18 protein-coding genes are annotated in these 18,285 nt (G+C 39.5%); 3 read left to right on the forward strand and 15 right to left on the reverse strand.

The genetic code is table 11. The features are described from left to right. Positions 1–15: 15 nt before the first annotated feature. From xerD to AC25Y5_RS12440, 4 genes are all read right to left on the reverse strand, one after another. The gene (gene xerD / locus AC25Y5_RS12425) at positions 16–915 is read right to left on the reverse strand and encodes a site-specific tyrosine recombinase XerD (protein WP_482101923.1); all 900 of its coding nucleotides are present in this window, start codon (positions 913–915) and stop codon (positions 16–18) included. Positions 916–1,165: 250 nt separating this feature from the next. Further along, positions 1,166–1,624 (reverse strand): ferric iron uptake transcriptional regulator, encoded by a 459-nt coding sequence (gene fur / locus AC25Y5_RS12430; RefSeq protein ID WP_482101924.1) that lies wholly within the window; start codon positions 1,622–1,624, stop codon positions 1,166–1,168. A 94-nt stretch (positions 1,625–1,718) separates the two neighbouring features. Then, complete coding sequence (locus AC25Y5_RS12435; RefSeq protein WP_482101925.1) at positions 1,719–2,234, reverse strand: hypothetical protein; 516 nt, start codon at positions 2,232–2,234, stop codon at positions 1,719–1,721. Positions 2,235–2,287: 53 nt separating this feature from the next. After that, positions 2,288–2,833 (reverse strand): NUDIX hydrolase, encoded by a 546-nt coding sequence (locus AC25Y5_RS12440; RefSeq protein ID WP_488140571.1) that lies wholly within the window; start codon positions 2,831–2,833, stop codon positions 2,288–2,290. A 70-nt stretch (positions 2,834–2,903) separates the two neighbouring features. Here AC25Y5_RS12440 and AC25Y5_RS12445 point away from each other — a divergent pair, with 70 nt between their 5' ends. Together AC25Y5_RS12445 and AC25Y5_RS12450 are read left to right on the forward strand one after the other, a co-directional pair. Next, positions 2,904–3,812, forward strand: coding sequence for an aldo/keto reductase (locus AC25Y5_RS12445; RefSeq protein ID WP_488140572.1), 909 nt, complete (start codon positions 2,904–2,906; stop codon positions 3,810–3,812). A gap of 244 nt (positions 3,813–4,056) precedes the next feature. Beyond that, entirely contained in the window at positions 4,057–4,944 is an 888-nt protein-coding gene (locus tag AC25Y5_RS12450; protein WP_488140573.1) for a cation diffusion facilitator family transporter, read from the forward strand. A 347-nt stretch (positions 4,945–5,291) separates the two neighbouring features. Here AC25Y5_RS12450 and AC25Y5_RS12455 read toward each other — a convergent pair whose 3' ends face one another. From AC25Y5_RS12455 to AC25Y5_RS12465, 3 genes are all read right to left on the reverse strand, one after another. Next, positions 5,292–6,035: an ABC transporter ATP-binding protein gene (locus AC25Y5_RS12455; protein WP_488140574.1), complete on the reverse strand. Its 744-nt coding sequence runs from the start codon at positions 6,033–6,035 to the stop codon at positions 5,292–5,294. Position 6,036: 1 nt separating this feature from the next. After that, a complete protein-coding gene (locus AC25Y5_RS12460) occupies positions 6,037–7,668 on the reverse strand; it encodes an ABC transporter permease (protein ID WP_488140575.1) in 1,632 nt (543 codons plus the stop codon). A 68-nt stretch (positions 7,669–7,736) separates the two neighbouring features. Then, a complete protein-coding gene (locus AC25Y5_RS12465; protein WP_488140576.1) occupies positions 7,737–8,801 on the reverse strand; it encodes a Fe(3+) ABC transporter substrate-binding protein in 1,065 nt (354 codons plus the stop codon). Positions 8,802–9,221: 420 nt separating this feature from the next. On the opposite strand from AC25Y5_RS12465, the gene AC25Y5_RS12470 reads away from it, so the two are divergent. Further along, positions 9,222–10,442 (forward strand): CynX/NimT family MFS transporter, encoded by a 1,221-nt coding sequence (locus AC25Y5_RS12470; RefSeq protein WP_488140577.1) that lies wholly within the window; start codon positions 9,222–9,224, stop codon positions 10,440–10,442. Between the two features lie 122 nt (positions 10,443–10,564). Here the strand turns inward: AC25Y5_RS12470 and AC25Y5_RS12475 are convergent, their stop codons facing one another. The 8 genes from AC25Y5_RS12475 to AC25Y5_RS12510 form a co-directional block, all read right to left on the reverse strand. After that, on the reverse strand, positions 10,565–11,131 hold the full coding sequence (locus tag AC25Y5_RS12475; protein WP_488140578.1) for an NADPH-dependent FMN reductase: 567 nt from the start codon (positions 11,129–11,131) through the stop codon (positions 10,565–10,567). 12 nt (positions 11,132–11,143) lie between these two features. Further along, positions 11,144–12,202 (reverse strand): LLM class flavin-dependent oxidoreductase, encoded by a 1,059-nt coding sequence (locus tag AC25Y5_RS12480; RefSeq protein ID WP_488140579.1) that lies wholly within the window; start codon positions 12,200–12,202, stop codon positions 11,144–11,146. 267 nt (positions 12,203–12,469) lie between these two features. Then, positions 12,470–12,949 carry an SRPBCC domain-containing protein gene (locus AC25Y5_RS12485; protein ID WP_488140580.1) on the reverse strand — a complete coding sequence of 160 codons (480 nt, stop codon included), beginning with the start codon at positions 12,947–12,949 and terminating at the stop codon, positions 12,470–12,472. Between the two features lie 72 nt (positions 12,950–13,021). After that, positions 13,022–13,780, reverse strand: coding sequence for an exodeoxyribonuclease III (locus AC25Y5_RS12490; RefSeq protein WP_488140581.1), 759 nt, complete (start codon positions 13,778–13,780; stop codon positions 13,022–13,024). Positions 13,781–13,871: 91 nt separating this feature from the next. Further along, positions 13,872–14,993, reverse strand: coding sequence for an NAD(P)/FAD-dependent oxidoreductase (locus AC25Y5_RS12495; protein WP_488140582.1), 1,122 nt, complete (start codon positions 14,991–14,993; stop codon positions 13,872–13,874). Positions 14,994–15,122: 129 nt separating this feature from the next. Continuing rightward, positions 15,123–15,920, reverse strand: coding sequence for an ABC transporter ATP-binding protein (locus tag AC25Y5_RS12500; protein WP_482101938.1), 798 nt, complete (start codon positions 15,918–15,920; stop codon positions 15,123–15,125). Continuing rightward, positions 15,898–16,947 carry an ABC transporter permease gene (locus tag AC25Y5_RS12505; RefSeq protein ID WP_488140583.1) on the reverse strand — a complete coding sequence of 350 codons (1,050 nt, stop codon included), beginning with the start codon at positions 16,945–16,947 and terminating at the stop codon, positions 15,898–15,900. The genes AC25Y5_RS12500 and AC25Y5_RS12505 overlap by 23 nt, the downstream gene beginning before the upstream one ends. Before the next feature lie 18 nt (positions 16,948–16,965). Continuing rightward, entirely contained in the window at positions 16,966–17,973 is a 1,008-nt protein-coding gene (locus AC25Y5_RS12510; RefSeq protein ID WP_488140584.1) for an ABC transporter substrate-binding protein, read from the reverse strand. Positions 17,974–18,285: the final 312 nt, after the last annotated feature.

An 18,285-nucleotide genomic window follows, 5' to 3' on the forward strand; every position in this document is an offset into this window, starting at 1 on the left:
GATTTCTTTAGACTTTTAAGCTCTAGGATGAAACTTCACATAGACGTCTTTCAACCTGGATCGGCTGACATGCGTATATATTTGTGTAGTTGAGATATCGGCGTGACCGAGCATTTCTTGCACTGCCCTTAAATCTGCGCCATTTTCGATAAGATGTGTAGCAAAAGTATGCCGCAGTATATGTGGTGTCAACTCTTTCTGTATACCCGCTTTTAAGGCATGTCCATTCAACAGTTTCCAACAACCCTGTCTAGTTAGTCTAGTTCCCCTCATATTAACGAATAATGCTTCAGTTCCTCTTTGTTTCTCGATGAAAATCGGTCGAGCTTCTTCTATATAGCGCTTACATGCCTCGATAGACTTGCCTCCAAGCGGGATAATTCTTTCCTTACCACCTTTACCAAATACACGGACGAATCCCATAGATAAGTGAATATCATCCATATTAAGTCCAATCAGTTCACTTACCCGCATTCCCGTCCCATATAAAATTTCAAGTAAGGCCGTATCTCTTACGCCCTGAGGCTTAGAACGATCTGGTGACTCAATCAACTTGTCTACTTCTTCCATCGACAAAATACGCGGTAACTTTTGTTCAAGTTTCGGTAATTCCAAATGGACGGTTGGGTCTTGCGTTGTTACTTTTTCCCGAAGTAAAAATTGGTGAAACGAACGAATGGATGAAATATGCCTGGATATGGTTCGTGGTGATTTCCCGCCTTCTTTCATCTTTCGCAGATGACTTAGTATTGCTGGACGGTCAACGTCATCGATTGATTTATAACCTGCTAGTTCCATATTCCCCATATATTCATCAAGGTCCCTTTTATATGAAACAATTGTATTTACGGATAATTGGCGCTCCACTTTTAGGAAGTGCATATAATCCTCCAGTGCAAAACCGCTATCTTTCATAAACGGCGGGAAACATAAATAAAAATTCCTTCTGCTTTCAATTTAAGCAAACCCCTTCCCCCTTTTACCAGTTTCAGGAATACAGTACATAATGATGTACGCCACTCAGCTCTTAATATCGAGACATAAAGTTGGCGACCGTAACCTAGACGCAAAACCCTCATTCTCTTCAACCTTTAAGTAATACATGAACCATTTTTCACAATTTCAATTTCAATGAAAAAAGGACAGCTTTATGCTATCCTCTGTTTCAGTCTCCACTTTCATCAGTGTTTGATTTACATCTTTTACAAATGCCATGAAACGTTAACCAGTGGTCTTTAATTGCGAATTCAAAACGGTTCTCAACAATCTTTTCAACATCTCCGAGAAGATCCTCCTGAATTTCATCCACTGCTCCACATTCGATACATATAAGATGGTGATGAAAATGCGCAGCGCCTTCCTGCCGCAGATCATATCGCGATACACCGTCACCAAAATTGATTTTATCGACTACCTTTAGATCTGTTAGCAATTCTAGCGTTCGGTACACAGTAGCAAGCCCGATTTCCGGTGCTTTCTCTTTAACTAGCAAAAATACATCTTCAGCACTCAGATGATCTTCCTCATGCTCAAGGAGGACCAAAACCGTCGCTTCACGCTGAGGCGTCAGCTTGTAGCTGGCCCCGTGCAATTGTTGTTTTATCCGATCGATTCGGCTCTCCATACGACGCCCCCCTCAAACTGACTCCATTATAACAAACGGTCTTTCCTTATGACAACAGAAAGGGAGCGAGGAGTAAAATGGTGAAACTGATTTTCTATCTTAAAATGAATTGAAAAACGATAATTTCGATGGCTATTACAGCAGTTGAAACACCAATAATTGTCGGTAACGCACGCGTATTGGGTCTTTTCCCAATTGTTGAACGCATAAAGTATGGCGGGCTGAGGACAGCACAATACACTAGAAACATGAAACAAATAAGAAACTGAAAAGGGAACCACCAAATCGAATACTCCATTATTTTCATTCCTGAAGCAAGCAAATACGCGGATGATAACCCAAACAGAACACATTTTACAGCACCGAGAAATAAGACTGTGAACCGTGTTTTTCTAAACGACGACAACCCGAATGCAACGACAAAGAATAATGCTGCCGTTCCTACAGGTCTAATATAGCCTGCATCATGACCTAGAACAACGCGAGCGTCATAGAAGGTAACCACTCTTTCCACTGCGGTCATAGACATCTCACGAAATAAAAGCGCCCCTCCAATATAACCGATCGCGAGAATAACGAATAAATGGATGAACGATAAAGAACGGACCATAGCTGCACCTCCGCATAGTTTGTACAACATATGCTTGTCCGTCCAAAATTAGTTCACTTTGTTAAAAGGTTTTTAGCGTAAAGAATAGCAAAGGCCGTTTTGGCATCAAAAATATCCCCGGCTGTAACCATTTCTTCCGCTTCCTTTAGGGTCACTTCCAGCAGTCCAATGAATTCATCTTCATCGCCAGAAGCAGGATTGTCGATTTTATATAAGTTCCTTGCCAAGTAGATGTGAATGATTTCATTCGCAAAACCTGGTGAAGTCGCAAATGATTGAATATATGTAAAATCTTTAGCGCCATACCCTGTTTCTTCTTCAAGTTCACGGACCGCTGTGATCTCAGGTTTTTCTCCAGGATCGATTTTGCCAGCAGGTATCTCAATTAATATACGATCCAATGCTTTTCGATATTGTTCAACGAGAACAATTTTCTCCTCTTCAGTAATCGCTAGGATTGCGACCGCACCCGGGTGTTTGATGAGCTCGCGCATAGCGCTATTCCCGTCCGGCAGCTCTACCTTTTCAACGCGCAAAGTGATCACTTTTCCTTCATACAACGTTTCTCCTGAAATTGTTTTTTCTTCGTAATTTTTCAATACAATCAATCCCTTCAAATGGTATTTCTAATGGAGTCATTGTACCATGGGAAAAACAGGGGGTGTTCTTATGAAGAAAAGAGAGTTGGGTAATAGCGGGCTTTTCGTCTCTGAAATTGGATTCGGCTGCATGTCGCTTCCTAATGATTTTGATGAATCAAAAAGGATTGTTGATGCTGCCCTACATGAGGGCATAAATTATTTTGATACTGCAGATTTATATGATGCTGGTAAAAATGAAGAACTTATTGGGAAAGCTTTGAAAGGCAAGCGTCAAGAAATTATCCTGGCTACAAAAGCGGGAAACAAAATGAACGCGGATGGTAACGGATGGACATGGGACTCTTCTAAAGAACATATTATGGCTGCCGTAAAAAAGAGCTTGTTGCGTCTAGGAACAGACTATATCGATGTCTACCAGCTTCACGGGGGAACGATGGAGGACAATGTTGAGGAAACGATTGATGCATTCCAGAGCTTGAAAAAAGAAGGTCTGATTCGTCAATATGGCATTTCTTCCATTCGTCCAAACGTCATTAAACGATTTTTGGAGAGTGGTTCCGCAGTCACAGTCATGATGCAATATAATTTACTTGACCGCAGACCTGAAGAATGGTTTCCAATGATACACAGCGCTGGTGCATCTGTCATTACTCGAGGAACGATAGCCAAAGGATATTTAACTTCGGAAGGATTATCAAGAGCCAGTAAAACGGACGGATTTGTCGAATATGATACAAATGCGTTAAAACAGGTACTCGTATCGCTCGATAGCAAATCAGAAGATTTACATGCAGCTGCAATTGCATTCGTACTTGAAGATAAAACGGTTGGTTCTGCACTTATTGGTGCTCGTACAACTGAACAATTGCTCGATTCCATTATTGCTTACGAGAAAAAGGTAAGTGAATTTGAAATGGCTCAACTAAGAAACATTGCAAAAAAACATGTATATAAAGAACATCGCATTAAGTTGTAGATTGTTGGCATTTAAAAGCAGTTCACCTTGCTACAAAATCTTGGGTGTGTTATGTTGACTAGACGTCAGAATGTAACGAGTGATATAAATGATAAAAATGAGTTCACCAAACACTATATTTTTAAAACAAAATCCCTTGACTGGACTCAGTCAAGGGATTTTGTTTCCTTAAGACAACTTGGTAATTATATGCTATTTACAGTGAGAAAGCACCTAGTTTAAGTTATACAAGGAGGAGACTTTTTTGGATGAACAAAAATACAAAGATCTTAAATTAGGCGAACGTGGTGCAATAATAAGTATAATTGCATATATATTTCTTTCTGTATTGAAGATAACTATAGGGAATATTACTAATTCAGAAGCTTTAAAAGCAGATGGTTTAAATAACACCTCCGACATCATTGCTTCCATTGCCGTACTTGTTGGGTTAAAACTCTCTCAAAGACCACCAGACAAAAATCATAAATATGGACACTGGAAAAGCGAAACAATCGCTTCTTTGCTTGCCTCTTTCATCATGATGGCAGTAGGTATACAGGTATTAATCAGTGCAGCCATCACTTTTTTTCAAGGAGGTAATGAATCTCCAGATATACTCGCTGGATATGTCGGTATTTTTTCTTTCGGAGTAATGTATGTAGTATACCGTTACAATAAAAAGCTGTCAGAAAGAATAAATAGCCAAGCTATCATGGCCACTGCAAAGGATAATATATCAGATGCTTGGGTAAGTATTGGTGCAGCAATTGGGATATTTGGCTCCCAATTAGGCATGCCATGGCTTGATCCGCTTACTGCCTTAGTTGTAGGATATCTAATTTGTAAAACTGCATGGGATATTTTTAGTCAAGCCTCTCATGATTTAAGTGATGGATTTGATGAAATTGAAATGATTGTCTATAAGAATACAATTCAAGCGGTACCCGGCGTTCAGAAAGTAAAAGAAGTAAAAGCTAGAAAGTATGGTAACAACGCAGTTGTCGATGTGGTCATTCTTGTAGAATCATCTCTAAATATTGATGAAGCGCACAGTATTTCGACATCAGTTGAAAAAGTATTAGTAAATAAACATGATGTATACGACGTACACGTTCATGTGGAACCTAATTCGAATTCGGAGCAGGATTAGTTACAAATCCATCATAATTTATTGAGGAGTGTTAATTATGTGGAAGTACCTAATAGTACTCGTATGTTGTACTTTTTTTCCGGGCTGTACTCAAGGAGACAATAGTGAGGCAATAAACCAGATAGAAATGCTTTATTATCGCTGATAGCATACTGTTTTAACACTTGGTGATAATTGTTAAATATGTTTAAATTTACGGAATCGTATTTGCTATTGGACTATGCACAGTCGAATTTATTAGTTCTGTATATCACCCATGATACTATTCTTCTCTTTTATATCCTTAGAAACAAAAAGCTTCATCCCCAGAAATTGGAATGAAGCTTTTTGTCGTGGTTACGTATTTATTATCGAGCACCAATTAGTTCTTCATAAGTAATCTCGATCATTCCTGGAATCTCAGTCGGAGATACCCCCAATAAGTCGCAAGGACGTCCAACCTTATCTATTTTGCCATCTTTAACTTTAACGATGCGGTCCGCAAGTGCGTGGGCATCATTTTGATTATGTGTGACAAAAATTGCAGTTATTTTTGCCGCCTTGAGAATCCTCCGAAGATCTTCACGTATTTTCACTTGCAAATCTGTATCCAGGTTACTGAATGGCTCATCAAGAAGAATCAGTTCAGGTTCCGGAGCTAGTGCCCGTGCAAGTGCAACCCGCTGCTGCTGGCCTCCACTCAATTGGTGAGGATACCGTTTTTCAAATCCTGTTAGTTCAACGAGTTCAAGCACTTCTTGTGCACGCTTTTTTTTGTCTTTCCTAGTCATTTTCGGGAGCCCAAATAGAATATTTTCCTCAACACTCATATGCGGAAAAAGTGCATAGTCCTGAAAAACCATACCGATTCCACGTTTTTCCGGTTGCTGGAACGTCTGGTCGCAAAACATCTTCTTACCATTCAGATTAAATGAGCCTCCTGCCGGCATTTCTAGCCCTGCAATTAAACGAAGAAGTGTACTTTTTCCACTTCCACTGCGGCCAAGTATTGAAATAATTTCTCCTTTTTCCACCGTGAAGGAGAAATTATCGATCGTTTTCAAGGGAGATTTGGGATAAGAAAACTGCAAACTTTTAATATCCATAAACATATTATTCTGGCTCCTCTCTGAGTAGCTTATGGAAAACATAGATCGCAATCGTGCTAACACCTACAATTAATAATGATGCTTGCGATGCTTCCATAATCTTTTCATCACTTGCATATTGGAACGCCTTTGTCGCTAATGTATCGTAATTAAATGGCCGTAAGATTAGCGTTAGCGGAATTTCTTTCAGTATATCTACAAACACAAGAATAAATCCACTAATAATAGCGCCTTTCATCATCGGTACATCTATCTTGAAAAACGTTCTAAAGCTGTTCGCTCCTAGCATACGAGACGCATCACGGAAATCTGTTCCAATTTTATCGAAACCCGATTCAATTGAATTATAGCCGATTGCAAAAAAACGGATGACATACGCACTAATAAGCATAAACAAACTGACGCTCAAGACGAGTTCTGAATCTGTACCAAAGAATCGATAGATAGGAGCGAGAAATCGGTCAAGCGCAATGAATGTTGTAATAACAGCCACAGCTACAACCACACCGGGTATCGAATAGCCAAGGACCGTCAATTTCGGCAGTACTTTAGCAAACTTGTGATTGACAATTCGACTAAAGTTACCAACTACTAATGAAAATATTATTATTAGAAACGCACCAAGTCCTGCGACAATTACAGAGTTCTTCGTATAGAGTAATACATCCTGCATGGGGACTTTACCAAACGTCAGAATAACCCAATCAATCAACTGGAGTATTGGGATAAGAAATGCCACACTAAAAATAATAACTGTGTACAACGTAGCAAATACCGCTTTCTTCCCTTTTAGTTTTACAAGTGGAAGTGGTCTTACTTTTGTTGTGGAGTAACTAAATTGTTTGCCCCCCCGCAGTAGCCTTTCAATAATCAGAATAACGATAACGATTCCCATAAGAGAGGCAGCTAGTTTAATGGATGACTCCAAATCACCAAGCCCAAACCACGTTTGAAAAATAGCTGTACTAAACGTCTGAATTCCGAAATATTTCACTACCCCGTAATCGTTTAAAACTTCCAAAACTACTAGACTCACCCCACCAATTATGGAAACACGCGAAATTGGGATTACAACTTTAAAAAAGATTTCCAAAGGACCTTTCCCTAAAGTTCGCGCACTTTCAATTAGAGAAGCAGATTGATGAGATAGAAAAATTCTCGTAATCATATATACATACGGATAAAGAAACAGTGTATAAATGAATATCGCACCCGGGACATGCATAATGTCAAAATAAGCAGGATTCGGTGTGATATCGAAATGATTACGTAGAGTCTTTTGAATGACGCCCGTGTAATTAATGATGCCGTGATACGTATAGGCACCAATGAAAGGCGGAATCGATAATGGTAGAATAAGCGCCCATTTCATAAAGTTCCTGAGTGGAAAGTTATATTGGGCAATGAGCCATGCGAGGCTGAGCCCGATTGCAATCGTGAACAGCGCAGTATAGAAAACGAGTGTGAGCGACGATTTTATATAGTTAAGAAGCATGAATTCCTTTATATGTGCCCAATTTTCACTTGCTGGTGAAAAAATACCTACTACAATCGATACATTAGGTAAAAAAAGCAAGATGATAATGAGTACTGCGCCAATCGTCCACCCGTTCACATTAGCTAAATGCTTGTTCATAATAAAACCCATCCTTTACCTTTTCAGCAATAACCCCCTTGCCGGAAATAGGGAAGGGGGCTCGACTATTATTTCCAGCCGACTTCGTTAAAAATCATAATCGCTTTCGCGTTATTTTCCCCAAGAGTCGATAATGGTATATCTTGTTCTTTAAAGTCTCCCCAAGATTTAAGGAGTTCTGAAGGTTCTACATTTTCATTCACCGGGAATTCATAATTTGCAGAAGCAAACTCAGCTTGCGCTTCTTCCCCAGTGAGGAATTCTAGTAATTTAACCGCGTTCTCCGCGTTTTTAGAATCTTTTATGACCCCTGCTCCACTAATATTCACATGTGTACCAGTAGTCTCTTGGTTCGGGAAGAAAACACCAAGGTTCTCGGCTACTTTCACTTCCTCCGGTTCTTCTGAATGAAGCATTTGACCGAAATAGTATGAATTCATAATTGCGACATCACCGATTCCCGCAGCGATTGCTTTCGCTTGGTCTCGATCTCCGCCTTCAGGATTTTGGGCAAAGTTATTGACGAGACCTTGTGCCCATTCTTTTGCTTTTTCTTCACCATTTATCTCGATGAATGAAGCGAGAAGTGACTGGTTATAAACACTTTCAGAAGATCGGACGAGAACACGTCCCTTCCACTTGGCTTCAGTAAGCGCTTCGTACGTGGATAGCTCTTCAGGTTTAACCTTATCTATATTATACACGAGAATTCTTGCACGCTTCGTCAAACCCACCCACATATCATCAACATCACGCAAGTTTTCAGGTATTTGTTTCGATAAGATATCACTTGACACGGTTTGAAGGAGTCCTTCTTCTTTCGCACGATACAGTCTACCGACGTCAGCTGTTAGTAATACATCCGCTTTCGTTGCAGATCCTTCACGCTTGATGCGCTCGATTAGTACATCAGCTTCGTCTTTGATGACGTTAACTTTAATGCCTGTTTCTTGTTCAAACTTCTTATATAATTCATTATCAACTTCATAATGACGGCTTGTATACAAATTCACTTCCGACTTCTCGGATTTCTTTGCATTTGTATCAGCACCACTATCCTTTTTAGTTGTACTTCCACAAGCAGCAAGTACGAGCATCACGGCAATAACGACTAAGAATAAACTTCTTTTCATGACATTCAACTCCAGACATTTATTTTATAATTGAAAATGATTCTCAATCTCACTAATAATATATAATGAGATACATTGGAAGTCAATCTATATTTTATATTCAGTCAATTCTAAGGCCAGCCTTCTATGATTTGCAAATGTCCCAACTAAAAAACCGCAGCCTCTATATGTTAATAGAACAAGCAGGCGACATGAAAACATATTAAGCTTTTTGTTCAGATAACTGTATTGATTTCTTCTTTTTCGAAGGGATAATATATTTAACGCAATTGCTGTTAAACTACCCGCAACAATACCATTAGGTATATGTGCAAAGAGTTCATTTCAACAGCTGTTAAAGATTCATGATACTCAATGTACATACCGCGTACCACCAATGTGATATTGTTGAGAAAGCAACTAGATTTGGGAGGAAGAATTTTGACGAATCCACATTCCAACTATACAAGTAAGAAATTGAATTTCACTAAGAAAACGTGGATCCTCCTTATTGGTATTATTTTCATGGCATCCACGCTCCGTTCACCATTAACCGCTGTTGGTCCATTAATTTCCTCTATAAAAGACAGCTTGACGATTTCCAATACACTAGCAGGGTTTTTAACAACCATTCCACTGCTTGCATTTGCACTAATTTCACCCTTCGCTCCGAAGATTGCACGACGCTTCGGATTGGAATTGACATTATTCTATTCTCTTCTATTATTGACTGCAGGCATTGTCATTCGTTCTCAGGGTTCAACGTCAAATTTACTTATCGGCACTTTCCTACTTGGACTTGCCATTGCGTTCGGCAATGTTTTATTGCCCAGTTTGATAAAACTCAATTTCCCGCTCCATATTGGACTTATGACTGGCATTTATTCTGTAGCTATGAATATATCGGCGTCAATTGCAGTCGGTGTCAGTGTTCCGCTTGCGAGTGGAATGAATTTCGGATGGCAAGGTGCGCTTGGTGTATGGGGTGTTTTATCTTTCATTGCTGTGTTATTTTGGCTCCCTCAACTTAAAAATAAGAAAACATCAAAAGTGGATACACTCGCATCACTTAAAACAAAATCCGCTTCTCTATTGTGCTCCCCTATGGCTTGGAGCGTAACCTTTTTCATGGGTTTCCAATCATTGTTATTTTATACAACTTCGGCATGGTTACCAGAAGTATTAAAATCTCAAGGATTGGATGCTGGCAGTGCTGGATGGATGGTTTCCCTCATGCAATTTTCACAATTACCCATGACATTCATCATTCCAATTCTAGCCGGGAAAGTGAAAGATCAGCGCTGGATTGTCGCAAGTGCTGCGATTTTATATCTATCGGGTTATATAGGTATTATGGTTGGTGGAACCGCGCTTGTTCCGTTGTTTATGATTTTAATAGGAATTGCCGGCGGCGCAGCTTTCGGACTGTCGATGATGTTCTTCAGCTTACGCACTCGAACACCACATGAAGCAGCTAATTTGTCAGGTATGGCACAGTCTTTTGGCTATGCACTTGCTGCAGCCGGTCCTGTTTTGTTTGGTATTTTGCACGACTTCACATCCAGTTGGACAATACCAATGCTGCTAATTGTCATTTCAAGTATAGGTATTCTTATATCAGGCATGAAAGCAGGTAAAAATGGTTTCGTTACTCCTGAATAACGAAGGAAAAGCCGAAATTAAAATAATTTCGGCTTTTTTCTATTTAGGGATTTATATGGGATTGTCATTCACACTAAAATATCAATACTCCACAGACTTAAATTTAAATTGGAGCAATCAGCCTAAAAATCATAATTTGCTTCTTTTGCTTCTCTAATCTTTGTATAGGTTTCTGTTAACACAATTGTATCCTCTACTAAACGGTCAATTCGGAAGTGCACATCATCATTTATAATTTCTTTGCGAAGGAAGTCCTTCTCTTCAATAAATACGTAGGTTTGAACGATTTGTGCTTTCATATAGGCTAAAATCGGTTTTAACTGCTGTTCTGCAATTAAGTAATGCTTTTGTGAGCCGGCAGTTACAAGCATGCTCACTACTTTATCCCGAAACGCATTGACCGGTAGTAAGTCAAAAACGTTCTTTAATGTCGCTGGAATAGATGCCTGAAAAATGGGTGTCCCAATGATAATTGCATCAGCTTCCATTATTTTTTTTGATACAAACCCTGTATCTCCTTCATAGTCCAAATAATTGCGCCCATCACTAAATTGAACGTTATAATCAGCTAAGTCTATTAATGTCACTGTTGCATTTGGATATTTTCCAGCAATTGATTCTATTGTGTAGTTCATGGCTGTTCTTGTTTTTGAGCCCACTATTGAACCCGATATTCCAACGATTTTCATGGTAGGATCCTCCTATTTTTTAGCTGTATACTTTTTAATTGCCGGTAAAATTTCTGTGCCAATCAACTCAATATTCTTCATCAATTTATCAAACGGCACACCACCAAAATCCATTTGTGCGATATAACGCTGATGACCAAATAGCTCATGCTGATAGAGAATCTTTTCAATAACTTCTTGGGGGCTACCGATATTCATGACATCACGAGGATCTGCGCCTTGTGCAAAATGTTGTTTCGGATAACCACGCCCGTTAGTGAGTTTCATCCCTTCATTAATATGAGAATAGGTTTCCTTCTGCGCCTGCTGTGTCGTTTCAGCCACATAGAAAAATCCGGCAGTTGCAATTGGGAGTTCAGCTGGGTCAAAGCCACTACGCTCGGCAGCCCCACGATAAGCAGCAATTGTCTGCTGAAAGCTAGTTGCAGGTCCGCCCAACATAGCTAGGAACATAGGAACACCGGCGTTTCCGGCCTTAATCGCGCTTGCGGAGTGTCCACCAACTGCACGCCAAATCGGTAGTGAACCTTTTTGTGGTCGTGGGAGAACCTTTGCATTGTTTAATGGCGCACGGAATTGCCCACTCCAATTGACGGCTTCCTCTTTATTAATTTTCAATAACAGCTCAAACTTCTCTTCAAATAACTCTTCATAATCGCGAATATTATAGCCTAATAAATCAAAGAGCCCAACTCGTGACGCACGCCCAGCGACAATCTCAGCACGACCCCTCGAAATCAAATCAATCGTCGCAAAATCCTCATACACACGAACAGGATCTGACGTACTAATAATCGTAGAAGAGCTTGCGATCTTGATTTTACTAGTTGCTTGCGCAATAGCTGCTAACACAACAGAGTGCGCCTGCGTTGTAAAATACTCCTGGTGACTTTCCCCGACGCTAAAGAAATCAATGCCTGCTTGCTCAGCTAGCTTCGCTAAATCAATGATTTCATGAATACGTTGTTGCGCAGAAATACGTTCTCCAGTATGTGGATTCGGTATATGGTCTCCTAATGTATAAATTCCAAACTCCATTCCTTTACTTTGATCAATACGATACTTCTCCATTTAAATGACCCCTCTCGAATTTCATTATTAATTTCAGTATAATCTTATAACGTATTTATTGTAAGTACACACTAAAATGTGCCATAGTATCAAAAAGGATACTAAAGAGTATAATAAGATGGAAACACAAGGTTACGGTTACTCGGAAAAAGAATAGAAATAGGCGATATTTCGTTCAAATCTGAACGGAATATCGCCCTCTATTTGTATTGTCTTCATTTCAGTTCACTTACTAGAACCCGTTACAAAAGCGTTATATTTTATTAACTAAACCAATTCTTTGATAGCTTTTTCATAATTACTGTGTGCCTTTTCCCAATCTTCTTCTCTGGAGTCTATTGGCTCACCATCAAGCAATGACTTTATGACGTCCAGACATACATGCCATCCTGCAAGGTCTTTTGTTGTTTGCGAAGTTATCGTTTTGAACTTTTCCGTAAATATCATTAAACACCCTTTTAGTTGCGAATGAAGTTCAAAGCGGACAACATCGCCGAACCAATCAAATTCAAGTACTGAATGTAAAGCGTGTTCAAAAATTTCAAGTTCCTCAAACTTCCCGTCCTGCATGTCGAACTTCATGTATCCGCCTTTTCGAGGATCTCCGACACGCAACTCCTGAAACCACTTTTCCAGTTCCCGGTTATCCATCAACATTAACCATACGTTTTCCACGGAATGTTCAAGAAGACGTTCATAGCGGGCGATGTATCCATTTTCAATCTTTTTAATATCGGCGACTATCATAATTCTACTCCTTTATCTTGATCAATTTGATGTTATGCTTACTTGTTTCCACACGGCTTTTCGTCTTACATATTATTTAAAATCAATTTCTAATCCAATTGGGCAATGGTCACTACCGAGAATATGCGAATGGATGGTTGCATCTTTCAGTGACCTTTCGAGCTGTTTTGACACAATGAAATAATCAATGCGCCATCCGATATTGCGTTCCCTCACTTTGCTCATATAGGACCACCACGTATAAGCCCCTTCTAAATCCCGATTGAAATACCGATATGTATCAAGAAAGCCTGCTGATAACAATGCCGTCATTTTACCGCGTTCTTCAATAGTAAATCCTGAATTACCTATGTTTGATTTCACATTTCGCACATCGATTTCCTCATGTGCAACATTCAAATCGCCACACAAAATCACTGGTTTTATATCATTCAACTCTACCAAGTATGCCCGCATTTTATCTTCCCACTCCAAACGGTAAGGCAGTCGAGTCAAATCTCGTTTAGAGTTTGGCGTGTAGACATTTACCAAGTAAAACTCAGGGAACTCCAACGTAAGAATCCGTCCTTCATCTTCTGAATCCATTTCCCCTACGCCATATTTCACTGTTAGCGGTTTTTCTTTCGTGAACACAGCTGTTCCAGAATACCCTTTCTTCAACGCATAATTCCAGTATTGAAAATAACCATCCAACTGCATGTCGATTTGTCCTTCTTGTAATTTGATTTCTTGTACACAGAAAATATCAGCGTCTACCAATTCAAAGTATTCCAAGAAACCTTTTCCTACACACGCCCTTAATCCATTGACGTTCCATGATACTAATCTCATTCTAATAATCTCCTTAGGATACATACTTCTAAGCTGTTTCACTGTTATTAAATTACCGTTTTGTTTGTTTAGTTAATTTATGCAAAAACAGTCACTCGATATCCATTGCCGAAGCTACTTGATATAAGTCCAAGTCAATATCGAGCTGTTTTCCCATTGCCAAATAGGCTAGTTGCTGCCCTAAGAACGGTCCTACTGTTAATCCGGAAGCACCTAAACCATTCGCTAGCAATAGCCCTTGTACCCCAGGCACTTCACCAATAATCGGAAGGAATCCAGGTGTGAAAGGCCGGTACCCGATTCGTGCTTCCGTAAAGGTACTATCCGATAATCCTGGTGCGACTTGTAGCGCTTTGCCTATAACCTCATTTAAACCGCCTGCAGTCACACGCATATCGAATTGCATTTCATCTTCGTGCGTTGCCCCGATAACCACTTTCCCATCATCAAATGCTAATATATATTGATCCGTAGGTGGTATTACAACTGGCCACTCATTCGTTTGTGCATCTTCAAGCTGTAAATGAACGATTTGGGCTTTTTGAGAAGTCACTTGTAAATGTATATCCATTGGCTTCATCAATTCAGCTGCCCAAGCACCTGCAGTAACAATAACAGTATCGGCAGTAAATTGAGTCCCATTAACCTGAACACCCGTTACCATTTTGTTGGTAAACGTCAGTTTTGCTGAGCCATTCACAAAAACCGCACCATGTTTTTTTGCAGCATTGACCAAAGCAGTTCGCAAAGCTCGCCCATTTACACGTGCCGCCCCGCTTACATAGACCGATCCATATTCCTCTGAAAGAGGCGGGAATAATGCATTTGTTTCATTTTTTGTCATTTGACGAATTTCACCCATTTCTGGTGCATCATCTAGTCTTTTCTTCGCTCGTTCTTCCATCTTTTGAAGTTTAAGCGGATCTGTATGCAAGCTGACTGCCCCAACCCTTTGGTACCCAGTTTCAGTTTCCCCGTCCTCTTCTAATTGCTGAATTAGTGACACATAATAAGCCGCGCCACCTTTTGCAAGTGCATACCAAGCTTTATTTCTTCTCTGAGAAAGCCATGGACAAATAATTCCTGCGGCGGCGTCTGTGGCCTGCCCTGCATCCTGCCGATCCACAACCGTCACATGAGCGCCCGCTTTCACCAAGTGATAAGCTGTCGAAGCGCCTAAGATTCCACCACCGATAATGATAAATGATTTCAATAAATACACCTTTTTTCTCTATAATCTGTTTTAATCATACCAGTTTAGATAATCAATGTATCCAAGTTACATTGTCGAAACTAAAAAGACATAACTTGTTGGATAGCCAACAAGTTATGTCTTCTTTCATCACACGGATAGTAGCGCCGCATCACTATTCAATTTTTCTCCCCGAATTCGTTGGAATTCAGCCATTAGCTTTTCAATCGTTAACTGCTTCTTTTCTTCAGCTTCGACTTCCAAGATGATTTGTCCCTTATCCATCATTATCAATCTGTTGCCAAGATCCATCGCTTGCTGCATATTATGCGTAACCATTAGCGTTGTCAATTGATCCTTTTCAACAAGTTCTTTTGTTATATTTGTAATTAATGCTGCTCTTGACGGATCCAGTGCTGCCGTATGCTCATCAAGAAGCAAGATGGCCGGTTGTGTAAAAGTAGCCATTAACAGAGAAAGCGCTTGACGCTCTCCTCCAGAAAGCATGCCTACTTTTGCATTTAGCCTGTCTTCGAGATTTAAATGAAGTGTTTCTAGTGATTCCCTGAACAACTCACGGCGTTTCTTATGAACACCTTTCCGTAAACCGCGTTTTTTGTCTCTGGAAAAAGCCATTGCTAGGTTTTCCTCGATCGTCATGGAAGGAGCGGTACCAGACATAGGATCCTGGAATACTCGACCAATCATAGCAGATCGTTTATATTCAGGCAGTTTCACCACGTTTTTACCTTCAATTTCAATCGTGCCAAAATCAGGTGTTAGTGCTCCTGAAATCATATTCATCATGGTTGATTTCCCTGCACCATTACTGCCGATAACAGTAACAAAATCGCCTTTTTTTAAATGCAAATTGATTTGATCAAGTGCAATTTTTTCATCGGGAGTTGCTTCATTGAATACTTTATTAATCTGTTGGAGTTTCAACAATTGCTTTTCCCTCCTTTTTCTGCGCTTGATTATTACCTGATAATCGTTCTGCATAACGTTTTGCTTTTCTATTATTCTCCCGCCTTTTTTCAAGAAATTGCGGTAAAATGAGTGCGGCTATTACGATAACAGCAGTGATTAATTTCATATCTCCCGTATCAAGAAACTCTACGCGCAGAGCCAGGCCTAATACTATTCTATAAATAATAGCCCCTGCAATAACCGCGAGTGTTGTTCGTATAATTGTTTTTGTACCAAAGATTGCTTCACCGATAATTACTGAAGCCAACCCGATAACAATCATTCCGATACCCATACCGATATCTGAGAACTTTGAGTACTGCGCAATTAAGGCACCCGAGAATGCTACAAGCCCATTTGATAAGCCTAATCCTAAGATAACGAGTGTATCTGTATTAGCTGAAAAACTACGAATCATTTTTTTATTATCGCCGGTCGCCCGAATGGCAAGTCCAATTTCTGTTTGAAGAAACCAATCCACTACGAATTTAATTATTAGTGTAATAATAATAACTAAAAACAGCGTTCCCCATGTAGATGGCAAGTATTTAACACCTAGCATGGAGAAAAACTGATTAATCGCATTATCGATTGGAAGCGTACTCCAAAATGTGTAAAAACCACTAAACAACGTCTCAGCATTTAATAAAGGAATATTAGGACGTCCAATTGATGTTTCTGACGTCATTCCCATAATCCTTAAATTGATTGAGTATAGTGCGATCATCATTAAAATTCCTGCTAGCAATGGGTTTATTTTTCCTTTTGTATGTAAGAGCCCCGTAATACAACCAGCTATAAATCCAAATACGATAGCTACTCCAGTTGCCAATAGTGGATGATAGCCAAAGAAAATCATTGTTGCTGCAACTGCCGCTCCTGTTACAAAACTTCCATCTACCGTAAGATCGGGGAAATCAAGCACCCGAAATGTGATATACACTCCGAGTGCCATGATTGCATAGATGATTCCTTGCTCAACAGAGCCGAAAATAGCACTAAACATACAGAATCATCTCCTAATTTATTCGCTGAATTCAGCTTTCCATTCATCTTTAATAGTAAGCCCAATTGAATCAGCCGTATCTTTGTTCATAATAAGTTTCAAGTTTTGTGGAATTTGAACCGGTAAAGTAGCTGGTTCACTTTCACCTTTTAATACCTTCACCGCCATTTGACCTGCTTCATAACCGATATCGTAATATTCGAATCCATATGCCGCTAAGCCACCACGTTTTACTGAATCGAATTCACCTACCATTACCGGAAGTTTATGTTCATTTGCTACGGATACTACAGATTCAAGTGCAGAAACAACAGTATTATCTGTAATGATATAGAATGCATCCACTTTTCCAATCAAGGATTCTGTAGCCTGTTTAACATCAGCTGAAGTGGCAACCGATGCTTCTTTTACGCTCATATCCATATCTTTTAGCAATTCTTTTACTGCATCTACTTGCGCACGGGAGTTCTGTTCGCCGGAGTTAAATACCATCCCAACATTTTTTACCCCAGCTTCTTTAAGGAATTTCATTGTATTCGGAATAGCTTCAGGGTGGTTATCAATCGTACCCGTGACATTTCCACCTGGACTCTCATTTGAAGCAACAAGTTCAGCACTTACTGCATCTGTAACAGAAGTGAAAATAATCGGAATTTCTTGCGTAACACTAGCTGCTGCTTGTGCACTTGGTGTAGAGTTTGCAAAAATCAAGTCAACGCCTGAACTAGCTAGATTATTTGCGATTGTTGTATTTGCACTGTTGTCGTTCTGTGCATTTTGAATATCATATTCTACTTCAAGACCTGCATCTTCGATAGCCTTTTGAAAACCATCGAACGCTGCGTTTAAAGATGGGTGTTCTACAATTTGCGTCACACCAATTTTATATTTTTCAGTTTCTTCATTAGCTTCTGTCTCTTTATCGTCATTTGACGCTGTAGAGGTTTTTTCAGCTCCACCACATGCTGCGAGAACGAACATAATACTCAAAAGCCCTACTGTATACGCTATCCAATTCTTCTTCATTCAATTTCCCCCTTTTACATTTATCGCTTTCTTTTAGTCTTTTTTTATAGCGATAATTATTCGTAATAGTACACTGTCCACTAGTGTTAGTCAATAGAATTTAAATTCCCAAGTGCAGTAGAACGCTTTATACTTTACTTAAAATCTATTTCTTCAGTAAAAATTAAAAATGCATTTCTTTGTATAAAAATAAAGAAGTTTTACTTAATCTCATTATCATGAATTGTACAAAAAAGAGACCAGTTCTCCTATTGGAGTGCTGATCTCTTTATATTTCAACTATCGGAAAAAGTGACTTGAGAAAAAATAGTA

The organism is Sporosarcina sp. Y1011 (assembly GCF_057669885.1).